Genomic DNA, 22,981 nt, shown 5'->3' with positions numbered 1-22,981 from the left:
GAAAGGATTTCTATGTTTGACCGGTATGGTATTAAAGTTAAAATTTTATTAAACTGTCTCCTATCAGTTATGATATTTTTTGTTTTTTTAGTTTGGCTTAGCAATTTTTATTGGAATGTGTTGCTTGAAACAAGAAAAGAGAGAATAAAAAATATAGTTGATATTGGTTATACTTTATCTAAAGGATATGTTGAATTAGAAAAAAAAGGCCTCTTGACACACGAAGAAGCACAAAAAAGATTGATGGATAATATAAAATCTATTCGGTACTCTGAATCAGAATATATTTTTATTGCTGATACAAGAAATTATTTGGTTGTAAACCCTTCAAGACCTGATTTGTTTATGAAAGATATGAGTGATTTTAAAGACCCTACAGGATTTAAAATTTATATTAAAATTACAGAAATTGCTAAAACAAAAGGAGAAGGTTTTTTAAGTTATATGTGGCCTAAAATTGGCTCAAATACGCCAATTGAAAAAATTGCGTATGTAAAATTAATTCCTGAGTGGAATTGGATTGTTGGAACGGGATTGTATTTAGATGATGTATTAAATTCTCTTAAAAAATTTATTGAAATACTGCTGGTTTCATTTATTTTTTGTGTCGCTGCACTCCTCTCGCTTGGGCTTTATTTTGCAAACTCAGTTGTAAAACCGTTGATGAAAGTTAGTAGTATTTTGATGAAAAATTCTGAAGCTCTAACACATAAAAGCAAATTTTTGAGTGAGTCAAGTCAAAAAGTCCAATCTTTTTCTAAAGATCAGGAAGCTTCTATTCAATCTACAGCTTCTGCAATTTCTGAAATAACAAGTATGATTGCAAAAACTACCGAGTTTTCTATGGATTCAGCGAGATCTGCGAATGAAATCTCAAAAAAAGTTGAACAGGGTGAAAATTCTATCAAAAGTATGCAAGACTCAATGCAGAAAATCAAAGAATCGAGTTTTAAATTAAAAAATATTGAGAAAATATTTAATGAAATTGAAATCAAAACTAAGGATATAAAGAGAATTGTTGCTAAAACCGAACTGCTTTCTTTAAATGCATCAATAGAAGCTGCCCGTGCTGGAGAAACGGGGAAAGGCTTTTCAGTGGTGGCACTTGAAGTCGGAAATCTTGCCCAAATGAGCGGTAAAGCTTCCAATGAAATTCAGCATCTCTTGAATAGAAGCCGGAAGGATGTCGATGGAATTCTGCAAGAAACTATTGAGAATGTCAGTGTTGGAGAGCAAAGAACATCTACCGTTTCTGACTCTTTCCCTGATATCGTGAATGGAATTTTGGGTATAAATACGCAAATGGGACAAATTTCAGATGCCATCAAAGAACAAGAGATTGGTGTAAGACAGATTTCTACAGCAATGAGCCAATTAAACGATTTAGCCTTAAAAAACAGCAGTGAGTCAGAAAAATCATTAAGAGCAACCGAAGATATTGCAAAAGTAAGTGAAGTTTTAAAAGATAATGTTGAAAAGTCAAATCTTGTCATTCAAGGAGCAAAAAAGAAGGACTGATTGAATATGATTTCTTCTTTTTTGCACTCCTCAATTAAAATCTTTTACCATAAACTAAATATTTTATTTCATTCATACTGAGAGCAATGCGATTGCTATCCTGTTCAACGGTTTTAGCTGTAGCAAGAGCTTTATCTGCTGAATCACTATTTTCTTTTGTAACCAAGCTCAGTTGATTGGTTGCTTCGGTGGTGGTTTCTACTCCAATTTTTTGTTCATTCGTTGCTTCATTAATTGAATCAACTCTCTGTTTAATATCTTCTATTTTTTCAGATATGCCTTTAAATATAGTGACAGCAAGTTTACTTGCTTCAATTCCTTCTACAACTTTAAGTTTTGTTTCTTCTATAATGCTATCAACTTTCGATGCACTGGAGGCAATGAGCGTTTCTATTTCGTTTGCAGCATTTCCGCTTGTTTTGGCAAGATTCCCGACTTCTTCTGCTACCACAGCAAACCCCTTACCGTATTCGCCTGCTCGCGCTGCTTCAATAGAAGCATTGAGTGAGAGGAGCTCTGTTTTTGATACGATATCGTTTATAAGTGATGTTTTTGTATTTATTTGATTGATAATCTTTCTGATTTCTTCTAGGGAGGTATTGGTTTCTTCTATTTTAATGACAGCTTTTTCCATACGCTCCATAGCTTGGTTGCCTTCTTGAGCTTCATTTGAAACATTGGTAGCAGTGACTTTTGAACTTTGAACATTTTCAACAGTGCGATTGATCATGGCTAAAATTTGAGTCAAGGATGCTGATGATTGTTCCTGCGATTGTGATTGTTTAACAGCATTAGCAGCAACTTTATCGAAAAGTTTCGTTAGCTCTTTTGATGATTTTAAAATTGACTCTGAAGTGATCCCAAGCCTACGAGCAACCTCAGCAAATTTCTTCGAGAGACCAAGAGAAAGATAGAGAGCAAAAATCAAAGAGATAAGCCAAACCGATGAAATAATAATGACTGTATAAAGAGTCTGTCTATTATTTCCACCAAATATATCATCGACTGGAATACTAATAACGAGTGTCCAATTAATACTTGGAATAAATTTTTTATTCTTGATTTGATCAAAAGCAAGATAGGTATCTCTTTTTGATATTTTGTCGTAAAAGTATGAAGATCCGCTTTTGTTGTTTAAGGCATCTTTTACAGCATCTGAGTCAATGAGCATTTTTGCTTTTTCTGAAGAATAATTTGGATCAAGCGCTTTGCCTTTTTCGAAACTCTCACGGGTGAAGTCAGCAAGAAGAGCTCCATTTTTATTTAAAAGTAAAATATCCAGTCTGATGGCACTGTATTTTCTTGCTTGCTCAAATTCTGTCGATATTTCACTTCCAACCCAAGCAAAATTTGCGCGATTGGTTATGACGCCAATTTTTTTTCCAGCTGAGTTTTTAACAACGGTGCTAAAACTTGTGGTGAACTCCTGTCTTCCATAAGCTTCTTCAACAAGACTATCCGTTTGTGCATCTTCAAAAAAAGTTCCATCGAATCCATTTGTTTTATCAACCGTGTATCTTTCTTCAAATGAATTTTTAAACCATTCCGTTTTAGCAAAGTTTTGTTTAGATAATTTTGCAAGATTTAGTTTTTCATCTTTAGATCCTTTTGTATTTGAGGCAACGTAGTTGCCATTTGCATCTACAAATAGAATGAAATCATATATTCCATACATTCTTACATATTCGTTGAATACTTTCGCCATGTCATCTGTTCTGTTCGTTTGTAGAATCGTATTGACGGCAAATGCCTGTACGTCACCATAGCGCTCATAAAATTGTGCTGAGATGGATTTATCAATTGCGTAGGTTGATTTATTTATATAGTTTTGGATCGCTTCTTGATTTCTAATATTATTATTTATAAGAGCAATTGTGATTATGATAAAAGCAATTATCGTAATACCAAATATACCAGTGAAGATAACTTTAGCTTTTAAGCTAAATCTATCCAATAATTTATTTATTTTTTCTAAAGCCATAGCTAAGCCTTATAATTTTTTTAAAAATGTATGTATCTTCAGATCTTAAAAGTAACAGAAAATGCATTTTTATGTAATAGCCAAAGCTATTTGATGTTCTTTTTCTGACTCTCTAGGGGGAGTAAATTTTGGATATTTTGACCTGTTAATTAATTTAATGATTAAAAAAATTAGAATAAAAAAATCATCTTAATATTTGTATTTATTTTGTGTTAATAAGAAAATTTATTATTATTATTTACGTTGTTTATCAATAATTTATTTTTATTTAATTTTTATTTATGTTGATCTTTTAATTATACTATGCTAGGTAATGCGAATATTTTAAGTTTTAATTTTTACTGTAGAATGTATTTTTGTTAATTTAACAAATATAAAGGGAACTAGTATGAAAAATGTATCTGTGTTTTCTGTCGTTAGTTTAATGATACCTTGTCTAAGTTATGCTGGTATGCCAAAGCTTCAAAGCACTACTCTTCCTTTGCCTGTTGACAAAACGATGGAGCAAATTGACAAACAAGCAATAGATTATGTTGTTGGCATACCTGTTTATCAAGATCAAGTTGATATTAATCAATACTATTATGTACCAAAATTAAAAGCATCGACAAATGCTGATGGTGTATCTGCAACTTATTTAAAAAATGATGTTGCAGTTTCAAGTTCGTCTGTTATCGCAGATTTAAGTATTAAAGTCTCTAATTTAACGACTGAAGAATACTTTAATGCAAGAAAAACAGTGCTTGATTTGGAAAATATTATTAATGAAACGATTAAGCGAAATCCTTCTGATCCAAATATTCAAGTCTATCAAAATTATTTAAACAAAGCGATTGAGAAGAAAACTGAAATAGAAAAAAAGGCGAGTGGTTTTGAACAAACATTACCAAAAGGAATTTTAACCTCGATTTACAATAATATTGCAACTGTATTTGGAAATGCTGGTATCCATTTTCCAATATACGAAAATGAAAATGTGACAGCTAGACACAATAGATTAAATCAAAAGTTAGTTGATTTGAATTCTTCAAATGGTGGACTCATTACTGGAAATATTTATGGTGGATTTAGTGACAGTGATCTCATAAAAATCAAAACTTATAAATCAAAATATGCTCCAAATATAAAAATATCTGTAATTCCACTTGCGAGTTTGACTTTTGAATCTTTAACAGAATTACAATACGATTCCAATGGGGTTAAAAGCCAACGCGCAGGTATTCCGATATTTTCATCGCTTAAAGGAGGAGGAACTCTCACGGGTGCTACATTTAACTTCGATCTAACCACAAATGGTTCGGTGTCATTTGCTAGAAGTTTATCTCCATTTATTCCACCGATAAGCGTGAAAGGTGTTTTACAGCAAAATATAAGTCCATACAATGCGACTCTTGACTGTGATTTTGGCCCTGGATTGATAATTAAAAACCGTTCGATTATCAATAAACAAGTCGCAGTATTTAATGATAATACAATTTCAAATATGATTATGAATGGTCCACAGTCACAAAGTCAATGTCGTATCACAGTTCATTCAGGAGACTCTCAAGCAGCTATGCTTGCTGCGACACAAGCTCTTGAAAGTGAAATTGAAAAATTAAAAGTGCAAAAAACAAATTTATCATTGCAAGATAGAAATCAATATTGGCAACAAATGCAACAACAACAAGGACTTATTCAAGATAGAACAGCACAAAACAATGGTCATCAAAACGTGTTTCAAGCCTATCAGCAATCAGGTTGGTCGCAGTCGGCTGTAAGTGCTATTGCGCAAAGACCAAATTACTATTGGCAAACAAATGCACAAGAAATGGCAACATTAACAGGATTAAAAATACATCGTGATCTCGTATCTAATAATTCACGCTCTATAAATATTTCAATTCCAACCAATATTTGTTTTGTTTGGAATGTCCATGTGAAAGCTTATAGAGCTTGTAATGAAGGTGAGCAAACAACCGCTTTACCTTTAACTGATGCAACGCAGGCCGCTAGACAATCTCAATCCTGTGCAAATGTACAAGACGCGAATACTTGTGGAGAGAGCAGAAATACAAATGCTCCTACTTCACCAGAAGGGAACATTCTACCAGATAATCTTTAAGATTATTTAAAAAAGCTTCAGAGAATTTCTGGAGCTTTTTTTTCCTTGAGGAACCAATGAAAAAGCTTTTTATCGGCATCGCATTTTTATTATTTACTGTAAATATATACTCCTTACCCATTAATTACATTTATGGGAGTTTTAGAACTTCCCAGTTAATGGATAAAATTTATTTTTTACCTACTTTTAATGACAAATTTAGTCCTGAAGAAATGAAAAACTCTGATATTTGGTTAAGACAAATATTATCAGGTACAAAATTTAAATATAACGATTTAACTATATCACTTGATTATCACAATGCTGTGCAAAATGTTGTGCGTGGGTGTTTTTGGGGATGGCTCAAACAACTTGATCTGCATAATAAATTAACACTTATGGAGTATCTGAAACCAGAGACACCATCTTCATTTCATATGGATGAGATTTCATCTTATTCTGAATCTTTATTTAACTTTACCCAGATGTATAGTGAAAATTGTCGCAGTGAAAAGCCAATTTTAGATTTGTCTTTTACCTATATTTTTGTAGGATTAGAACAATACTTTAGTGAAAAAGCATCTTGTCGTCCAGAAGATGAAAAATATAAAAATATTTTAGGGAAAACCTATGCAACTCAATCTCAAGAGCTTTCAATGAAAGAGCTTAAAAATTTTTTAACTTGGATTGATTCCTTTGAGTTGTATTCGCCACAAGCAACACCAGAAGTTGTAAATGAGTTCGTAGAAACTTTAGAAAAATCAGCTAAAGAAAGTTGGAATGAAAGTGAGGTCGCATTTTTATTTATAGATGCATTACGCAGAAAACTTCCAAACTTTTCTGAATACATAAATGATTATTATAAAATGATTCCTTATCAAAAAAGTGCAAAGTTATTGTATGATAAGTGCTTTCTAAATGGTAAGTTTTTAAGCGATAATTGTGGAAGCAATTCAATTAATAGAAATTTTGTGGTTTTTAGATTGACTCGTAGTTCGGAATATTCAGATAATTTAGTTTGGGTGGGACAATGAAATTAAAAAATAAAATTATTGTATTAATGTCATTTATATTTCTTTCTTTAAGCTTATTTTTTATATTTAAAATAAGAAGTAATAGTATAAATTTAAATGATGCAGAAATAAGTTTGTCAAAAGATGTTTATATCAATAATGAGCAAAAGAATGAAGCGAAGAATAATGAAGATAGAGTTCAAGATAATGTGAAAGATGAAGTAAATTATAATGAACTCTCTCCCCATGAATATGTGGCTTGGCTAAAAGATCCAAAAGACAGAGTTTTGCTTGAAATTAAAAATGACGGAGCACGCATATTCAGAAAAGGGAACGTAACAATAACTGTCATGCCTAATGGAGAAGAACTCTATTTACCTGATGAGTTATGAAAGATAATTATAAGGAACTATTCCAATTAGATCTAGAAAATTTTTTCTATATATGGATTTACTTTTATTTTCCCATACCCATCTTATACTGATCGATTGCTAACTTAGACATATAAGAATCATTTTTTATTTTATTCATGAGCTCAGATGCCTTATTGAATTCTTTCTTAGTTGCGGCAATCCCATCTTTATCATTTGGGAGTTTAATATTTGGATTTAATTCAGGATCATTTTCTTTCATCCAATTTAAAATGAGGTCACGAATACCGAAACTTTGCGCATCGGCCATAATTTTTGCATATTCCCCATCAAGCATACCTTGAAAAATATCGTGAGCATTGCTTTCATCTTCAGGTTTTGCAGTTTGTCGCATACTTTTTATCATCATATCGATATAAAGAGTTTCGAATTCTTTCGAAACATTTTCTGCATCTCTTAAATTCTGTTCTTTTTTCGATAGGTCTTTTACTGTCTGAGTAGGTTGGTTGATTGATGGATCTGAATTGCTTTTCATTTTTTGTAAAATATCTTGAGAACCAATCCGCATAACCAATCTCCATTTACATGAGTTTAATTTGAGCTTTTATGGCTTTTGCAATTTCTAATGTCTGTATAATTGAGACAATATCTTTAGGACCTGCTCCTAAATTATTGAGTGCACGAACAAGGTCAGAAACTGAAGTCACAGCTGGCATTTCACCCACTTTATAATTTTTTTTGCCAACTTGTATTTCCAAGCGACCATGACTGATGGCAACGGGTTCTATGACGACATTGCTTCCAGAAATAATTGTGCCAGTCCGTTCATTGATGACAACAAAAGCTATTGAGTCAGGAGTTACTTTAATTTGTTCTAAAATTGACATAAATGTGACCGGATTAAAACTTGGATTGTTTCTAGTTACTTTATTTGGAACTTTAACAGATATAAGTCCTGCATTGATGGGATCGGCTATAAATTCACCAAAGGTATCGTTGAGTGCTTTTGCTATACGAGTTGCAGTAGTAAAATCTGCATTTTTTAAACTCAATTCAATATTATTATTACTTATAAAGGTCGATAAAAATTCTTTTTCAACTGTTCCTGTGTTTGTTAAAGAAACAGTTTTTGTGGTCGAGCCGCGCGTGGCTTGTCCCGTGCCACCTTCCGCTCCCGCCATCGATGTACCCTGACTGATTGTTCCTTGAGCCGTTGCATAAACTTGTCCATCTACCGCACTTAAAGTTGTCAGTAAAAGAGTGCCTCCTTCGAGGCTTTGCGCATCTCCCATGCTGGAAATACGGACATCGAGTTTGTCACCTACGCGGGCAAAAGCAGGTAAGACAGCTGTGACGACGACGATTGCAATATTTTTTGTAATCACTTCGGTTGGTTCAACTGTCATGCCTAAGCGTTTAAAAACGGTGGAAGTCGCTTTATTAGTTGCAAGACTGGCTTTACTATCTCCAGTTCCCTGTAACCCAACAATAAGTCCGATTCCTGATAGGGAATTTCCACGAACACCTCGGACTTCGACAAGATCCTTTAATCTGACAGGTAATTCGCTTTCTTGCGCTGTGATAGAAACTTGAAATAATATTGATATTAAGAGAAAGAAAGCAATTCTTATTTTAGAGAAGTTTAATAAAACTCTCAATTTATTCTCCTTTATCCCTTTGCAAAATCATTTTGCAGCAGGTTTGTTACCACCAGCGCTTCCTGCCCCTTTGCTTTTTCCTTTACCATCTCCTGCCCCTTGTTGATCAGGTGCATCAATAATTGTTGCTGAATCTAAAAGCTTTTTAGCTTGTGCCATCTCTGCATCCAAGCGGCTTCTATCTTTCTTAATCCGTTCTTCATCATTTTTAAGTGCTTTTTGCTGTTCTTTTAGCGCATTTCTCTGTGTTTCTAGTTCCTTCTTTTGTCCATCAAGAGCAGCAATTGTCGTATTCATATCAGGTGCATAACCTGATAGTTTTCTTGATACAGTCATATCCCAGCCTGCTGCCGAATACTCAGAACTTTGACCATTGCTATTTTCATTGATTGCTATTTGAGTAATTTCTTTTGCATCTACTTCAAATTTATTAAGGCTACGTTGAGGAAGTTTTGCCATGATTAATATATTTTTGCTTTCCCCTGTATCACTTATATAGTTTTTTGTTCCTCTTATATAAACGTCTCCGCCAGGCTCAAAACCAACGATTTCAAATTTCATAGATTTTACTTGATCATATTTTTGCCCTGAAGCCGGTGGAGTGGCAGGAGCAGCTCCGCCTGCTGGTGGCTGTGCAGGATTCGGTGAATCTTTAAATTGTAAATCATCAGGAATATTCACTGTTATCGTTTCACCTACATGCGAAGGTTGGTATTCTGTAGCGAGGGATTTGGGTTGCATTGAATCCGTCCAAATACTTCCCGAAGATGAACCGGCTTCTCTTGTTTTTATTGATAAATTTTCTCTTTTTATAAATAATTGCTCTTGCCCACGGGGAATATCAACTGGATTATTTTTTTCTATTTTCAAATCTTCATTGTTATTTTGTGGACCATTTATATTTCCAACCAGAGGCCGAATAGGTAAATTTTGTGCATAAACTCTATTTGGAGCACAGCTTGAAAAAAAGATAATCATAGCAATAATTGCAAAAAGAATAGTCAGGCGCAAAACAATTTTTTTTGAGGTTGGTTCAGGTATTTTATCAAATGCTGATGATACTTTTTTGCTCGTAGTGTTACCTTTGTCAAAAGCATACTCAACTGAATTTAAATATTTATCTATTGTTGAAAACCAAACATTGTGATCGTTTGTTTCTTTATCAGAGCTTTTAGAACTAAAAATCACCTTTTTACTTTTTTTATTACGGTGTTCTTTAACTTTTAATGTCTCTGTATATCCTTCTTCTTCATGTAAACAAATAGAATCAAGATCATGAATAAAATTTTTGGTGTTATTATTTGATAGCATATTCAACCTCCCCTGGTGCAATCACTGTTCCTTCAATGATCCCCGTAGGGCGAAAAGAAGCATTTTTCTCAAACCAGTCATTTATTTGAACACGAATTATTTCTCCAAGTCCACCGTTTGAGAGAGCTTTCCCGTGAGTTTGTATCGTAAGTGTATTGGAAGGTTTATAGGTAATTCGAGTCTTTTCACCTGTATGTACAAGAATTTCTTGGGATAGATTTTTTATTTCAATCTCCTGACCTACTTTTAAATCTTTATTTGTTTTTTTATTAATAAAAAGTTTTAATTGCTCGATTGCCTCTTGAGAAGTTTGATAAGACATTTTAGGCGAGCATTTATCATCCCCTGTGAGACATGTTTTGATTTCGATGTTATTTGAAGATAAAATTGTATTTACCTGAAGATTCTGTTTTGCTGAAATAAAATAAATTATTTTTTTGTCAGTAACAGCAATTTTCCAGAGCGAACGTTTATTTTTGTTTGCACTCACTTCAAATGTATATTCTACAGTATAATTGTTTTTTGTGTTTGATTTATGAATAGAAGAAAAAACAACTTCATTTTCATCAGATCCTAAAAGATTACATTGAAGACAATTGACATTCAAAATATAATCTTTTTCCGATGGATTTTTTTGCAATTGATTTTCAATAATTACATTTTCTTCAAATCCATTTTTTTTTAAAACCTGTGCGATGAGATCTTTTTGAATTTCTGCACGGATTTGATCATTCGCTAAATTTTTATATTCAATATAGATTTGTGGAGGCAATGCAATCATAGTTCACCTAATATTTTTATTTCATTTGATTGGTTGATGCTAACATTTCATCGCCCGTTTTTATGACTTTACTATTCAATTCATAAGCACGTTGTCCAACAATCAATTGCACCATTTCTTCTACGATATTGACGTTACTCGTTTCAAGTTCGCCTTGATCAATTGTACCCACACCATTTTCACCTGGTATTGAAACTAATGCTTCACCAGATGCAGGAGTGGCTGTGTAAAGGTTACGGCCCATAGAGTTTAAACCTGCAGGATTTATGAAATTTGCCAATTGAATTTGGCCTAAATTGCGAGGCTCATATTCTCCACTGACTTTAGCTGAAACGACTCCGTCAAGTGTTATGCCTAAATGCAATGTATTTGCTGGTACAACGATTTCTGGTAACAATGGCAATCCTTCCGATGTAACAATTCTTCCATCTGCACTGCGCCGAAAGGTTCCATCACGTGTATATGCTATGTTGCCATCGGGCAGTTGAATCCTAAAAAATCCTTTGCCCATTATAGCCATGTCTGTGTCTTTGTTTGTGATTTTTATTGCGCCTTCATCGAAGGACTTTTCAACCGAGACAAGTTTTGAACCATTCCCGATTTGAATACCACTTGGTGCGATTGTTCCTGTCGTTGTTTGCAGTCCCGGAGCGCGAATATTTTGATAGAGCAGATCATGGAAATACGCTTTACTCCCCTTAAATCCAATTGTATTGACGTTGGCCATATTGTTGGAAAGTGTGTCAATCAATCTTTGTTGAGAGTCCATACCTGTCGCTGCTGTGTTTAAACTGCGAAGCATAAGCTGCCTCCTTTATAGGAATCAAAATATTTCCATTTCTTCTTGCAGGTTAATTTGTTTTAGTGTGAAAGTCGTATGAAAACATTGCAGCTATCTAATTAACTATAGGAAATTTTGAAGCAGGGAGTTTTGATTATGTTTCAAGAACGTGCAGAAAATATAAAAAGTTTCGATGGAAATGAACTCTTTTTTCGTGTCTACACTCCTGCAAAAAAAGAACAGAGGGAGTCAAAACTAGATGGAGTCGTTCTTGCCGTTCATGGTTTTGGTGAACACAGTGGACGATATGCGCATGTCGCAAGAGCTGTCTGCTCGAAAAATCTTGCCTTTGCAATTTTTGATATCCGAGGGCATGGTAAATCGGGACCAACACGTGGGGATGCTGAAAATTTACATGCGATGGTTTTAGACGTGATATTTATGACAAATCATGTTAAGGAAATTCTTGGTTTAACAAAACAAAAGAATTCTTTTTTTGGTTTGTTTGGCCACAGTTTTGGCTCATTACTTGCAACTTATGCAGCAGCGCATTTGGCAGACTCTTGTCCACCGCTTTTTTTAAGTTCGCCATGTTATGGGGTTAAGCAAAATATACCCGTTTGGAAAAAATTTCTTGCCACAAAAGTTGCAAAGTTTCTTCCTAATTTGGTGGCTCCTATTGGAATTCCTCCCAATTCCTTATCCAACAATCCCGAGAATAATGAGGCGGCACGGCATGATCATTTAATTTTAACCCATATAACTGCGAGAATGGGAAGCACATTCCTAGGAGCCCTTGATGAAAAGAAAATTGTCCAAGCAATTCGTCTTATCCGAGCCCCTGTCACAGTTATTGCCGCTTCGGATGACAAACTCGTAAAAATTGAAGTGACAAAAAAATGCGTACCCTATTTTTCTCATAATGACAGTTCATTCAAAGTCATTGAAGGGGCGGGGCATGAGATTTTTAATGAAACAGAACAATGTCGATCACAAGCTATATCCGATCTCTTAAAATGGATTGAAAAAAGTGGTTGAAATCAGAAAGAAATGGAAATTAATTCATGATTCGGATCGAGAACTTAACGAAAGGTTATGCTGCAAAAACCTTATTTCAAAACACAACCTATCATTTTCCAGAAGCGGAAAGAGTGGCGTTGGTTGGGCCCAATGGTGCTGGAAAATCAACATTATTAAATATTATTTGCGGAATTGATGAAGCGGACAGTGGACAAATATTAAAACCTGCAAAGGTAAATCTAGGTTATTTACCTCAGGAACCGAACGCACATCCAAAGGCAACACTTCTTGAAGAGTGTGTTAATGGTGCAATTAAATTGCGGGAGCTTAAAAAACAGCTCGATCATATTCTTGAACAAATGGAAGAAAATTATAGTGAAGAAGTTCATAAAAAATATGAGAAAATAGAAAATGATTTTCGTGAGGCGGGTGGATATGCACTCGAAGCTCGTGCGAAAGGTATTTTATTAGGTCTTGGCTTTCAGGATTTTCTTTTTAGTAAAAACCCAAAAGAACTTTCGGGTGGTTGGAGAATGCGTCTTGAGTTGGCCCGTGTTTTCTTAAATGATCCTGATTTTTTAGTACTTGACGAACCGACCAACCACCTCGATTTACCAAGTCTCATCTGGGTGGAGAAATTTTTACAGAGCTTTCAGGGAACGTTATTGTTTGTTTCCCACGATCGAGCACTGTTAAATCGTTTGTCCACTGTTACGTTGCATCTTAATAATGGTAAATTAACACCATATAAAGGTAATTTTGATTCTTTTTTAGAACAACGGGAACATCGACTTGAATTAGAAGCAGCTCAAGCTGATCGCTTGAAAAAAAGAATGGAAGAAGTTCAACGCTTTGTTGATCGATTTAAAGCAAAAGCTTCAAAAGCAAAGCAAGCCCAAAGCCGTGTGAAAATGCTCGCACGTATGAAAGAACTTGAGGGAACATTTGATTTAGATAATGCTGCGGATGAAATTTCTTTTTCATTACCTAAAACCATTGCAAGTGGTAAGGAAGTATTAACAATTGAAAAGCTTAGCATCGGCTATGATAAAGTACTTTCAAAAGATATTCATTTAAAAGTAACAAGAGGGCAGAAAATTGCAATAATAGGGCCAAATGGTATCGGAAAATCAACTTTATTAAAAACAATTTCTGAAAATATTCGACCATATGATGGTAGTTTTGAATTGGGACACAATGTTTCTTTAGCGTTTTTTGCCCAAGATCAGTTAGATGTTCTTGATGAAAAATTAACAATTTTAGAAAATGTTATGAGAAGCTCTGCCCATGTCTCAGAAAGACGTGCCCGCAGTCTTTTGGGAAGTTTTTTGTTCAGGCGTGATGATGTGTTCAAACCTGTAAAAGTTTTATCGGGTGGTGAAAAAAGTCGAGTGGGACTAGCATGTCTTTTACTGCAGGAAGCAAACTTTTTATTATTAGATGAACCTACAAACCACTTAGATATGTCCAGTGCAGAAATTTTAGCGCAGGCAATTGATGATTATGAAGGAACTGTGCTTTTCGTTAGTCATGATAGAAATTTTATCGACTCGATATGCACACATGTTTTTGCTATGACCAATGATGGGCGTTTTGCCTTATTCGAAGGAAAACTTGAAGATTATGAAAGATTAGCTCCTTTGTCAGGTTTTCCTGATATTTTGAGTCCTGATAAAAGCTTAGAAGTTGCAAAAATTTCTGATGAATATACAAAACCTATTCAAGCAAACTCTTCGGATAATTCAAGAGAACAGCAGCAAGAATACAAAAAAGAAAAATTAAAGCTTGAAAAGATAAAGGAAAAAATTGATGCAGATATTCTTGAAATAAGCGGAAAGATTAAGAATATTTCAAACGAAATGGAAAGCGTAGATCATAATGATTATAAACGTCTTACAGACTTAAATAAACAGCATGAAAATCTTAAATCTTTATTAATTAAATCTGAAGAAGAGTGGATTGAGATTGAAGAAAGATTGAGTTGTTTACCAAAATAGTTTAAGCATCTTCTATTTTTTTAAAGCGGCAAACTATAAAGGTAACATCATCCATAAGTTTATTTGGAAAAGTGAAATCTCTGAATTCTTTTATGATTTCATTTTTTATTTCTGTTACACTACTTTCTGCTTTATTCAGAATGATCATTTTTAATCTTTTTTCACTAAATTCTTCGCCAGAATTATTCAGAGCTTCAATTAATCCATCCGAATATATAATCAATGCATCACCGTTTTCAAGTACTACATTTCTTTGCTCATAATTCTGAGATGACAGTTCAGCTGTCGGTGTCATATCAAAGCCGAGTGGTTTGCCTTGAGCAATGAGTTTCGACAAAGTATTTTTTCCTTGTTTCTTTTTAATTGTTATGGGGAAATTATGAGCTGCATTTGAAAACTCAATAGTTTTATTGATAGGATCTAGGACTGCTGCAAACATGGTCATGACTTTATTGCCGTCTCCACTATTGCGTACGACTGCGTCGAGTTGAGATAAGATTGCTTTGGTTGTTATAAATGGTTGTGTATGAATGGAATCACAATACCCTTTTACAACTGCCGTTAAGAGAGCACTCGCTGTGCCGTGACCAGTCACATCTCCTAACAAAAGTAACAACCTATCATTCGTTAAAGTATAATAATTCCACCAATCTCCTGCGCATTTGTCTGCAGCTTCAAAGTGATTTGCCAATTCAAAATCACCTATCACTCTAAAATCTGACTTAGGCATAAGATTATTTTGTACAAGCCGAGCTGTTTCTTGCTCACCAATGAGTCTTTGTTGTTCCTTTTGCTCTTTAATAAATCGGATATTATCAAGCGCATTTGATACACTGATCTGGAGAGCTCTGATCGCACTGTAAACTGATTCTGCTGCATTGTAGGAGAATTGATAGATCTGGCGAATATCATCAATTTGAATTATTGCACTGACTTCTCCTGTTCCATTGTCTTTGATATAGAATCTTTTTCTTCCCAGAGGTTCATCTTCAATATTATCTAACGCTAAAAAATTATCCTCACCTGTTTCATCGGCTTTTAATATTTCATGAAAACCTTCTGTCGATGTAAATTGTAATAAATAATGTATAACATAAAACTCAGTATTTAATTTTCTCTTTGCTATTTTTTCTAGAGATTCTGATAACTGTTTTCCTAGATCTTCAATAGAAAAGGTACTGGAAACTTTCATACCTTCTTCCGCTAAATTTTTGAGGTTATCTTGATTTTCCTCGATTTGTGAGCTCATTATATTAAAGTTTTTGACAAGATCTTTCATCTCATCTCGACTGCCAAGTCTTTCCGGAATTTTTATAAATTTTCCGCGAGAGATATTTAAACTTGCTTGACTGAGTCTTAAAATGGAATTGATTAAAGTTTTTCTTAACAGAAGTCCTATAGAAAACACGATCATAACTGTAATTGCTAATGCAAGAAATACGACATTGCGGATCATGGCACGAATTGCATTTGCAATATTTGAAGTGGAATAATCTAACACAAAATAACCGATAACAGTTGGTTCCGCATTGGCTTTTTTTCGGTGAATCATACTGCCGATAATTCTCGATGTTTCATTTGGGAGATTGTCTTGGTATAAAAAGCTTTCTTCACTTTTTAAAAGCTTATTTTCCAACTTTTTCTTTTTCTCTGGCGTGATGATTTCTTTTATTTCGTTTTCTTTGTTTTTATCATAATTATTAGATATTTTCTCGCTTTTAGGATCCTTTCCTAAATATGTGACAAGAGATGAATCGGAATCAAATATATATATTTTATAAGCATAATTATTTTCGATAATATTTGAAAGAGTTTCTCTGATTCCTGATATATCAAATTCCCATAAGTAACGGGTAACTGAAGGAACGAATAATGTATAAATAAGTTTGTGTGAATTTAATGCTTCTGCTCTCAAATTTTTTTCAAGCATATAAATAGCTAAACTTGCAAAAGTAAGCATGACTACTAATGTTGAACCTAGTATCCATGAAAGTATTTTTGCAGTTAACCTCATAAAAACCCCGAAAATTAATATATCTTCTTTACTTAAGCTGCAACATTGGGCGGTGGAGGTTCATCATCCGGTAAATTTTGTTCCTTTTGTATGCTGTCAAATCCGCCTGATTTTGGCACTTGTTCCCATTTATATAAAACTCCAGCTTTTCCTTGAAACCAAAATTGTAATCCGACTGAAGTACACGCATAGCGCTCGAAAGCTATTACGCGTGTTGTTTCGTTTGCTAAGTTTAAAATTACCTTGTTTCCTGTTAATTTAATTTTCAGAACTCTTTCATGCTTCGCTCCTTCAAGCCACAATAAAGTGCAATTTGAAGTCACAAGTTCACGCAACTTTTTTTGTAAAGTAAAAAAGATCATAATAATTGCCTCCTGGCATATACAAAGAAACTTCTTGTTTCTTTGGAATAAAAGATTCCTTTGCTGGGGCTCTTTTATTGCTTCATATTTGATCGGAGCATCAGTTAAATAGTTAATGCGGCAAGAAATGCCTTATATTTATTTGGATTGACTTTTTTAATGAGGAATTTGCGAGATTAAATATCTAATGAAAGTTTTGCATTATAAATTGTTTGTGAACTGGAAATTTGTGCATTAAAATCAATTCCAATAAACGGAATTAAGGAAACATGAAGGCCGCCCATTCCATAAAATTCTGTCCAAGCTGAACTTTGTGAAACATGAACTGTAACACCATTGCTTGTGAAATCTGCATTTGTACTTGCGTTTGACCAATTTGCTCCTGCACCCAAATATGGTTTCAAAAATGGAACAGCTAAACCAATTAATAATTCTGCATTTGTAGAAGAAGCTGTAAACGGTGCATAATTTGCTATTTGCGTATATCCTGCTCGCAAAGCAAACGATAGTGGTAATAGTTTTGGCTTGAATGCATATTGTAATGCGACCCCAGATAATTCAATATTACTATTTGGTATTTGTGCATAGTTCAACGCTACATCCAAGCCAAATGGTATACCTAATTGAGCTATAATACGAGGATAAACGATGGATGTTGGAAAATTAGCGCTGCCATTTGTGTAGTTACTTAAAGACGTTTTGGTTGAACTCGAAACATCAAAATATGTTGCTCCTGCTCCAACAGAGATTGAGAGTGGAATTATTCTACCTGCCGATGCTCCAGGAAAAGACATGAATTGAAAACGGGTGGAATTTACAATAGGGCGTACAATATTGTCATAGTCACTTTGAGATGGTTGTGCCGTAAATTGATAATCGAGGGATGTTGCATAAATTTCTTGAGTCATAAACAAAGAAAAAGATAGGCTAAGTATAGATATTGATTTTCTTTGCGGGGATTTTTTTTTAAAAAACATTTTAATTCCTTTCCATACAATACCGTTTACTTCTTAGATGAGTGGTAAATTTTTATCAAGCATGTCCTTTAAAGTTTGATTAGAAATTGGCTTTGCTAAGAATCCTGAAGAATATTTTGTCATAATTTCCATGATAGAGTTTGGTATATCATCTGCATCTGCACCCGTAATAAAAATAAATGGTGTCGATGGAAAACTTTGCTTAAATTCTTTCATTAATTCAATTCCGCTTTCATTATTTAAATATAAATCGGATAGAATAAGTTTTATATCTTTTTGTTTAGTTAATTCACGAGCTTCTTGAATTGTGGAAGCTGCGCAAACGCCATAGCCTAGTTTACTTATCTTCAAACTTAATATTGAACGAAGATCTTTTTCATCATCAACAATAAGAACATATTTTAATGGAACTAAATTTTTATTTTCTTCGGTTGCATGTAGTGGTTGAGGAACAGCGTTTCCAGTTGTTTCAGAGACTGCATGCAAAATATCATCGCATGAAAGAGAAACTCTAAATATAGGAACACCATCTGAAGTTTTACCATATAAGACTTCGCATTGAATACGTTCGGCTGTTTTTGCTGTGTACAAAAAGATATTTGCTATATCTGAATGCTCTGTTTTATCATTGTATTTTATTTCTTCAGGATTTACTTTAGATATATCATTAGATTCTAACCAAATATATAAATTCAGTTGGTTTTTAAATTTTGGATTGCCCGGAAATTTATTTTTTTCAATTTTTCCTAGACACAAGGATTGTACACTTTTTCCAGGGATCTGCCATTCCGTGAGAAGCCGCCAAAGATGAACCCACATCTGCTCAAAAATAATATAGTCCACTTGTACATTCACGCTTGGAATTTGTAAGGTAGACCATTGCAAAGTTTTACGAGGTTGTTGAGTTAAATCTTGAATTTTTTGCACAATGCTTCGAATATTATGCTCTTTCATAATAAGTTTTGTTTTACCACGTAAAGAGCGAATACGATTAACTATTCCTGTCATATATTCGGTATTTGAGATAAGCTTTTCTTTAACAACATGCAGTTCACTATGAACTTGTGAAAATGTTTTTGGGATATGCTGAACAATGTCATCTAAAAGTTCTGTATATCCATGTATTTTTGCAAAAGCATTCATCATGTCGTGAAAACTCCAGACACTCAATTGACCAATTGCAACATACATGCCAAGGTGATTTTCACTAATATCTGTATAGCTGTCATCATCTGTTTCTTTAGTTGAAGTATCATTTGATAGTTTTAAAATCATATCTTTTAATGTTTGAATATTTTCTTTTATTTCATGTTTAACTGTCTCAGTAATTTCTTTTCGTTCTAAACGTAATTGATTAAATTGAACATCGATTACACTTACAATATAATAAACTATTTGATTTTGATTACAGGTTGCAGCAAAATTTTTAATTGCAGAACTCGCTCGATATATTGCATCAAAAAATTCAGGTTTTGGTCCTTCTTTCATTAAAATGGTAGCAACTCCATTGAGTTCCTGGATCTTCTGTTTTGAATTTGTTACGAAAGCACGAAGAATTTCATTTTCAGATAAATTATCGTTCATATAATTTGAGCTCCTTGCTTAAGCAAAACTAGGATGCTCTCAGTTTAACCTGTTTTACAGAAATTTATGTGCCAATTTTACGTGTCGAACAGTTTGCCACTTCACCGGATTCAATCCCACTGTTTTCAAGTGACGCTGCGGCAAGATGGCGAGAACGGAACGTGATAAATGGGTAAGATTCTTTTTCAGCTTTTGGGGCGTAGCCGATAATTGACTTACAAAAAAATCCTCTTAAGAATCGTTCTACTTTTGTAAATTCTCTATACGCTTCTTGACTAAAAGTGCAGTTGACACAATTAAACATAACACTATACGGTGTATGCCACATCATGAGAATATTTTGTAATTTTGCTTTTAATATTTGAACATCTGCTGCTGAGATAAAATCAACATTTTCAGCAAAATTTATTTCCATCACGTGTGCATTAAAATCATTATCAATTTGAATTGCGCTACGTAAATCTCCTTTAATTTTTTGAACACCTCTGCCTCGTGCTAATCCTGTGTGTTTAATAGCTTCGTCGTAACTAAATATAATTTCTATTTTGAGATTTGGTTTTTTAGATTCATCATCATAAAATCCAATTATTTTTCGCATAAAAAAATTTTTAAAAAATTTAAGCATGTTTTCAAAAGCAGGGATTTGTTCTTGAGATATATGAAAATCTCTAAGATCAAATAAACATGTATAGGGAGAATGCCATGATTTTAAATTTGCAACCCACGCGTTTTTTAAATTTGAAATATCTTCCTCTGAATGTATATGGTATCCTTCTGGAAAGAATATTTCGAGAACACGAGCTGAAAAATGGTTTTCAAACTCAATTTTTTTATTCATAAATGAACCTCAAACATATTATTGCGAAATTATATTTATTTTGCACAATAATCCAACTTATAGAAGGTATTGTGATTTCCAACACTAACATACTACATGGGCTTGACTGTGGCGAGAGTTAAATCCTAATGGTTATTTGCGGCAATTGAATTTCAGGAAGGGTTATATGAAATCACTGTTTTTATTTTTTACCCAGGGTGAAGCCGGAGCTCCCCAATATTTGAGTCGTACAGGTGAGCAAGGTGCTGAAGCTCTCTCGGAATCAATATTCACATTTTTAAAGGATAGCTTGCATCTAGATCTTTTATCCAACATAGAAGCAAGAACAAAATCTTTAAATGAAGATAATATGTGGAAATCTTTTAAAGATCCCACTTCACTTCCCAACGCAATTCAAGCTTCAGTTGGTTTGTGCCCTCAGCTTTTGCTTTTGGCAGGAAATGATATGCGAAGCCTCAAAACATCTGAGATTCTTGCTAATAGAATGGCTTTGCCTGTTTGTGTTGATAAAAGGTTAGATAGACATGCGGGTTTACAACCAGAAATTGGCACCTTAAATGATGCCCTTATGGATCTGAGCAACCTTCTAAACAATGAAATAAATCCACCTATTATACTTATTGGCACATCTGTTAATGCTTTGCTTGGGTGGATTAAAAACCATATACCAGCAAATAAATACGCTGAATTTGAAAAAATACTTTCAATTTCATCTGAAAATGACGTTATTCCTTCAGTTTTGATTGCTGGATTTGAGAAAGAAGAGGGGCAAGAGAAATGGTTTTTTGATTTGCCAGATATATCCTAATTAGAGTCGAGTGATCCTAAGTATACCAATATGAAGATCTTTCTTTTCGCTCTTCCCCACTTCAAGGGATAATATGCTTTGTGCTAATGTTGTAAACTGATTCATGCCCATATCTTTTTGTTGAGCCGTTAACCCTGCAGGCAATTTTTGATTATCTTTTTTCATTTTACGCATCATAAAAGCTATAGCAACTCGTGCATAAATGCGTGGAATAATAAAATGTGTATCATTAGGAGTGCTACTTAGCATTTTATTTATTTCATCGAGTATTTGTTTGGAAACATTGCGATCAAAACCTTTTGGAGTTAGTTTTTTCCAATCAAGTTCAATCCATAAACCAGAACCACTGATTCTATTTGGCACAATCAAACTCTTTGCAGCAATTTTTGCAATTAATAAAGGAATAAAGGCCAAAAGTCCAAAATAAGAGTCGGTACCAAAACCAAAAATAACACTTACTATCGAATAAACAATGTAATCTGCTATGGCTAATTCGAATTTAACTTTTGGTAATTTTTGATAGAGCTGTAATAGGATATAAATTATACTTGTAAGAGATGCAATAACGATGAATAAAATTCTAAATATGAGTACTAATGTTTCCATATACCAACCACAACTTAATTGAGTGAGAGTGTAAGATTTACAAATTGCTTTATTAAAAGACAGCATTTGTTGTATCTAGTCATTTGGGATAATCCCAGCGAAGATATAGTTTAGCTTAAATTTTTATGCAATGACTTCTAAAGTTCAAGTCAATTAAATAAAAAAATCTTCTGTGCGCAATAGACCTGGCTTGGGTCGATTTTTATATATATTTTTACAAAGTTCAATAGCTCCCTCTGCAAAGAGTCTTCGTGAATGAGCTGTGTGCGTAATTTGCAAACTTTCACTATTGTGGCTTAATATAAGACTATGTTCACCGACGACTTTTCCAACCCGCGAAGAAGATATTCTTTCATGATTCACAGATGAGGCATCTGCTAAGGTTATAGCTGTTCCACTGGGAGCATCTTTCTTTTGTGTATGATGAATCTCATGAATTGAGAGATCGAAGCCAAGTCTTCGAGCAAGTTCGCTTACATTAAGGCCTGATGTGGTTTTTGCTTTTAAGAGCTGCTCAAATAAGAATATTCCCTTTGAGAAATTTGAGACCATGCAAATAGGAAGCTTTGTAGAGCACTTTTGAATAGCTTCTTTCTCTATGACGTTGTGCCCCGTTGTTCCAATTACGAGCGCACACAACTTTTCAAGAGACTTTGTGTCTAAAATATTAATTATATTACATAAATTTAATGTTCCAGCAGGAAGGCTCAGGTCGAGTAAGAGCATATCAGTAGGAAGATCAGACAATAAAGATCTGAAATTTTCAACGGTTGCCAACATATTTCGGGAAATCTTAACATAGGAAGCTTTTTCTTGATCGAGTATCTCTGCAGTGAGTGTTCCAAGTCGACCAGTCGCTCCAATCAAACCAATATACATAAAAAGTCCTTATAAATTAACACATTCAAGACCAGTGGGGAGGATATAACGAGATTCGCTTTTTTCAAAGCTTCGCAATGAGGCAGTTTTAAGTATTTGAAAATACAAAATAATATTTTATTTAAAAAAACTTTTCAGAAAAGTTTGACAAGTGATCATGGTTTCTGTAGCTACATCCCTTACCAGCGGGAAGCAAAACTGAGAAATCAGTCTAACAACCCAGCATAACTGGTAAAGTTATTTGACAAGAGAAGAGAGCAGAAACAGAGTGCGGGTCCTTAGAGGCTTTGACTCAATCGACGCAAGTCGAGAGAGAGGGAAGCTTCGGGGCTCGAGATAAAAGACGAGCCGTCAAAAGAAAAAAAATCTTCATAACGTAAGTTATGGAGTAAGTAATTA

20 protein-coding genes are annotated in these 22,981 nt (G+C 34.0%); 7 read left to right on the top strand and 13 right to left on the bottom strand.

The window, feature by feature from the left end; translation table 11 throughout:
* Positions 1-12: 12 nt before the first annotated feature.
* Positions 13-1,518, top strand: a complete 1,506-nt coding sequence (locus H7355_RS11515) for a methyl-accepting chemotaxis protein (RefSeq protein WP_186647623.1) — start codon at positions 13-15, stop codon at positions 1,516-1,518.
* A 34-nt stretch (positions 1,519-1,552) separates the two neighbouring features.
* Here the strand turns inward: H7355_RS11515 and H7355_RS11510 are convergent, their stop codons facing one another.
* Positions 1,553-3,499: a methyl-accepting chemotaxis protein gene (locus tag H7355_RS11510; protein ID WP_186647621.1), complete on the bottom strand. Its 1,947-nt coding sequence runs from the start codon at positions 3,497-3,499 to the stop codon at positions 1,553-1,555.
* Positions 3,500-3,887: 388 nt separating this feature from the next.
* Here H7355_RS11510 and H7355_RS11505 point away from each other — a divergent pair, with 388 nt between their 5' ends.
* The 3 genes from H7355_RS11505 to H7355_RS11495 are packed head-to-tail and all read left to right on the top strand — an operon-like array spanning position 3,888 to position 6,987.
* Complete coding sequence (locus tag H7355_RS11505; RefSeq protein WP_186647619.1) at positions 3,888-5,603, top strand: hypothetical protein; 1,716 nt, start codon at positions 3,888-3,890, stop codon at positions 5,601-5,603.
* A gap of 56 nt (positions 5,604-5,659) precedes the next feature.
* A complete protein-coding gene (locus H7355_RS11500; protein ID WP_186647617.1) occupies positions 5,660-6,616 on the top strand; it encodes a hypothetical protein in 957 nt (318 codons plus the stop codon).
* Positions 6,613-6,987: a hypothetical protein gene (locus H7355_RS11495; RefSeq protein WP_186647615.1), complete on the top strand. Its 375-nt coding sequence runs from the start codon at positions 6,613-6,615 to the stop codon at positions 6,985-6,987. Before H7355_RS11500 ends, H7355_RS11495 begins: the two co-directional genes overlap by 4 nt.
* 64 nt (positions 6,988-7,051) lie before the next feature.
* Here H7355_RS11495 and H7355_RS11490 read toward each other — a convergent pair whose 3' ends face one another.
* From H7355_RS11490 to flgG, 5 genes are read right to left on the bottom strand one after another with little or no spacing between them, the layout of a single operon-like run.
* Entirely contained in the window at positions 7,052-7,534 is a 483-nt protein-coding gene (locus H7355_RS11490) for a rod-binding protein (protein ID WP_186647612.1), read from the bottom strand.
* 13 nt (positions 7,535-7,547) lie between these two features.
* Entirely contained in the window at positions 7,548-8,624 is a 1,077-nt protein-coding gene (locus H7355_RS11485) for a flagellar basal body P-ring protein FlgI (RefSeq protein WP_186647603.1), read from the bottom strand.
* 27 nt (positions 8,625-8,651) lie between these two features.
* Positions 8,652-9,935: a hypothetical protein gene (locus H7355_RS11480; RefSeq protein WP_186647602.1), complete on the bottom strand. Its 1,284-nt coding sequence runs from the start codon at positions 9,933-9,935 to the stop codon at positions 8,652-8,654.
* Entirely contained in the window at positions 9,922-10,716 is a 795-nt protein-coding gene (locus tag H7355_RS11475) for a flagella basal body P-ring formation protein FlgA (protein ID WP_186647600.1), read from the bottom strand. The genes H7355_RS11480 and H7355_RS11475 overlap by 14 nt, the downstream gene beginning before the upstream one ends.
* A gap of 16 nt (positions 10,717-10,732) precedes the next feature.
* Positions 10,733-11,518: a flagellar basal-body rod protein FlgG gene (gene flgG, locus H7355_RS11470; protein ID WP_186647597.1), complete on the bottom strand. Its 786-nt coding sequence runs from the start codon at positions 11,516-11,518 to the stop codon at positions 10,733-10,735.
* A 135-nt stretch (positions 11,519-11,653) separates the two neighbouring features.
* Here flgG and H7355_RS11465 point away from each other — a divergent pair, with 135 nt between their 5' ends.
* Positions 11,654-12,535 (top strand): alpha/beta fold hydrolase, encoded by an 882-nt coding sequence (locus H7355_RS11465; RefSeq protein WP_186647595.1) that lies wholly within the window; start codon positions 11,654-11,656, stop codon positions 12,533-12,535.
* 26 nt (positions 12,536-12,561) lie between these two features.
* Positions 12,562-14,514: a ribosomal protection-like ABC-F family protein gene (gene abc-f, locus H7355_RS11460; RefSeq protein ID WP_186647587.1), complete on the top strand. Its 1,953-nt coding sequence runs from the start codon at positions 12,562-12,564 to the stop codon at positions 14,512-14,514.
* Position 14,515: 1 nt separating this feature from the next.
* Here abc-f and H7355_RS11455 read toward each other — a convergent pair whose 3' ends face one another.
* From H7355_RS11455 to H7355_RS11435, 5 genes are all read right to left on the bottom strand, one after another.
* Positions 14,516-16,528, bottom strand: coding sequence for a SpoIIE family protein phosphatase (locus H7355_RS11455; protein WP_186647585.1), 2,013 nt, complete (start codon positions 16,526-16,528; stop codon positions 14,516-14,518).
* A 32-nt stretch (positions 16,529-16,560) separates the two neighbouring features.
* Positions 16,561-16,890, bottom strand: a complete 330-nt coding sequence (locus H7355_RS11450; RefSeq protein ID WP_186647583.1) for a hypothetical protein — start codon at positions 16,888-16,890, stop codon at positions 16,561-16,563.
* Positions 16,891-17,066: 176 nt separating this feature from the next.
* Positions 17,067-17,867, bottom strand: coding sequence for a DUF6588 family protein (locus H7355_RS11445; RefSeq protein WP_186647581.1), 801 nt, complete (start codon positions 17,865-17,867; stop codon positions 17,067-17,069).
* Between the two features lie 33 nt (positions 17,868-17,900).
* Complete coding sequence (locus tag H7355_RS11440) at positions 17,901-19,451, bottom strand: response regulator (RefSeq protein ID WP_186647579.1); 1,551 nt, start codon at positions 19,449-19,451, stop codon at positions 17,901-17,903.
* Positions 19,452-19,515: 64 nt separating this feature from the next.
* Positions 19,516-20,289, bottom strand: coding sequence for a hypothetical protein (locus H7355_RS11435; protein WP_186647577.1), 774 nt, complete (start codon positions 20,287-20,289; stop codon positions 19,516-19,518).
* Positions 20,290-20,455: 166 nt separating this feature from the next.
* On the opposite strand from H7355_RS11435, the gene H7355_RS11430 reads away from it, so the two are divergent.
* A complete protein-coding gene (locus H7355_RS11430) occupies positions 20,456-21,097 on the top strand; it encodes a hypothetical protein (RefSeq protein WP_186647575.1) in 642 nt (213 codons plus the stop codon).
* Here the strand turns inward: H7355_RS11430 and H7355_RS11425 are convergent, their stop codons facing one another.
* A complete protein-coding gene (locus H7355_RS11425) occupies positions 21,098-21,769 on the bottom strand; it encodes a hypothetical protein (RefSeq protein ID WP_186647573.1) in 672 nt (223 codons plus the stop codon).
* Positions 21,770-21,856: 87 nt separating this feature from the next.
* Positions 21,857-22,582, bottom strand: a complete 726-nt coding sequence (locus tag H7355_RS11420) for a 4-hydroxy-tetrahydrodipicolinate reductase (RefSeq protein ID WP_186647570.1) — start codon at positions 22,580-22,582, stop codon at positions 21,857-21,859.
* Positions 22,583-22,981: the final 399 nt, after the last annotated feature.

It is taken from the genome of Fluviispira vulneris (assembly GCF_014281055.1).
In the GTDB taxonomy this organism is placed as follows: domain Bacteria; phylum Bdellovibrionota_B; class Oligoflexia; order Silvanigrellales; family Silvanigrellaceae; genus Silvanigrella; species Silvanigrella vulneris.
The sequence above is the reverse complement of the archived record's forward strand: the minus strand, read 5'-3'. Positions and strand labels throughout refer to the sequence as shown.

Excerpts from the sequence above, each read along its gene's own strand:
- H7355_RS11445 (WP_186647581.1), bottom strand. The coding sequence starts at position 17,867 with ATGTTTTTTAAAAAAAAATCCCCGCAAAGAAAATCAATATCTATACTT.
- H7355_RS11515 (WP_186647623.1), top strand. The coding sequence starts at position 13 with ATGTTTGACCGGTATGGTATTAAAGTTAAAATTTTATTAAACTGTCTC.
- H7355_RS11440 (WP_186647579.1), bottom strand. The coding sequence starts at position 19,451 with ATGAACGATAATTTATCTGAAAATGAAATTCTTCGTGCTTTCGTAACA.
- H7355_RS11420 (WP_186647570.1), bottom strand. The coding sequence starts at position 22,582 with ATGTATATTGGTTTGATTGGAGCGACTGGTCGACTTGGAACACTCACT.
- H7355_RS11495 (WP_186647615.1), top strand. The coding sequence starts at position 6,613 with ATGAAATTAAAAAATAAAATTATTGTATTAATGTCATTTATATTTCTT.
- H7355_RS11435 (WP_186647577.1), bottom strand. The coding sequence starts at position 20,289 with ATGAATAAAAAAATTGAGTTTGAAAACCATTTTTCAGCTCGTGTTCTC.
- H7355_RS11475 (WP_186647600.1), bottom strand. The coding sequence starts at position 10,716 with ATGATTGCATTGCCTCCACAAATCTATATTGAATATAAAAATTTAGCG.
- H7355_RS11510 (WP_186647621.1), bottom strand. The coding sequence starts at position 3,499 with ATGGCTTTAGAAAAAATAAATAAATTATTGGATAGATTTAGCTTAAAA.
- flgG (WP_186647597.1), bottom strand. The coding sequence starts at position 11,518 with ATGCTTCGCAGTTTAAACACAGCAGCGACAGGTATGGACTCTCAACAA.
- H7355_RS11455 (WP_186647585.1), bottom strand. The coding sequence starts at position 16,528 with ATGAGGTTAACTGCAAAAATACTTTCATGGATACTAGGTTCAACATTA.
- H7355_RS11500 (WP_186647617.1), top strand. The coding sequence starts at position 5,660 with ATGAAAAAGCTTTTTATCGGCATCGCATTTTTATTATTTACTGTAAAT.
- H7355_RS11425 (WP_186647573.1), bottom strand. The coding sequence starts at position 21,769 with ATGCTGTCTTTTAATAAAGCAATTTGTAAATCTTACACTCTCACTCAA.
- H7355_RS11480 (WP_186647602.1), bottom strand. The coding sequence starts at position 9,935 with ATGCTATCAAATAATAACACCAAAAATTTTATTCATGATCTTGATTCT.
- H7355_RS11465 (WP_186647595.1), top strand. The coding sequence starts at position 11,654 with ATGTTTCAAGAACGTGCAGAAAATATAAAAAGTTTCGATGGAAATGAA.
- H7355_RS11450 (WP_186647583.1), bottom strand. The coding sequence starts at position 16,890 with ATGATCTTTTTTACTTTACAAAAAAAGTTGCGTGAACTTGTGACTTCA.
- H7355_RS11490 (WP_186647612.1), bottom strand. The coding sequence starts at position 7,534 with ATGCGGATTGGTTCTCAAGATATTTTACAAAAAATGAAAAGCAATTCA.
- H7355_RS11430 (WP_186647575.1), top strand. The coding sequence starts at position 20,456 with ATGAAATCACTGTTTTTATTTTTTACCCAGGGTGAAGCCGGAGCTCCC.
- abc-f (WP_186647587.1), top strand. The coding sequence starts at position 12,562 with ATGATTCGGATCGAGAACTTAACGAAAGGTTATGCTGCAAAAACCTTA.
- H7355_RS11505 (WP_186647619.1), top strand. The coding sequence starts at position 3,888 with ATGAAAAATGTATCTGTGTTTTCTGTCGTTAGTTTAATGATACCTTGT.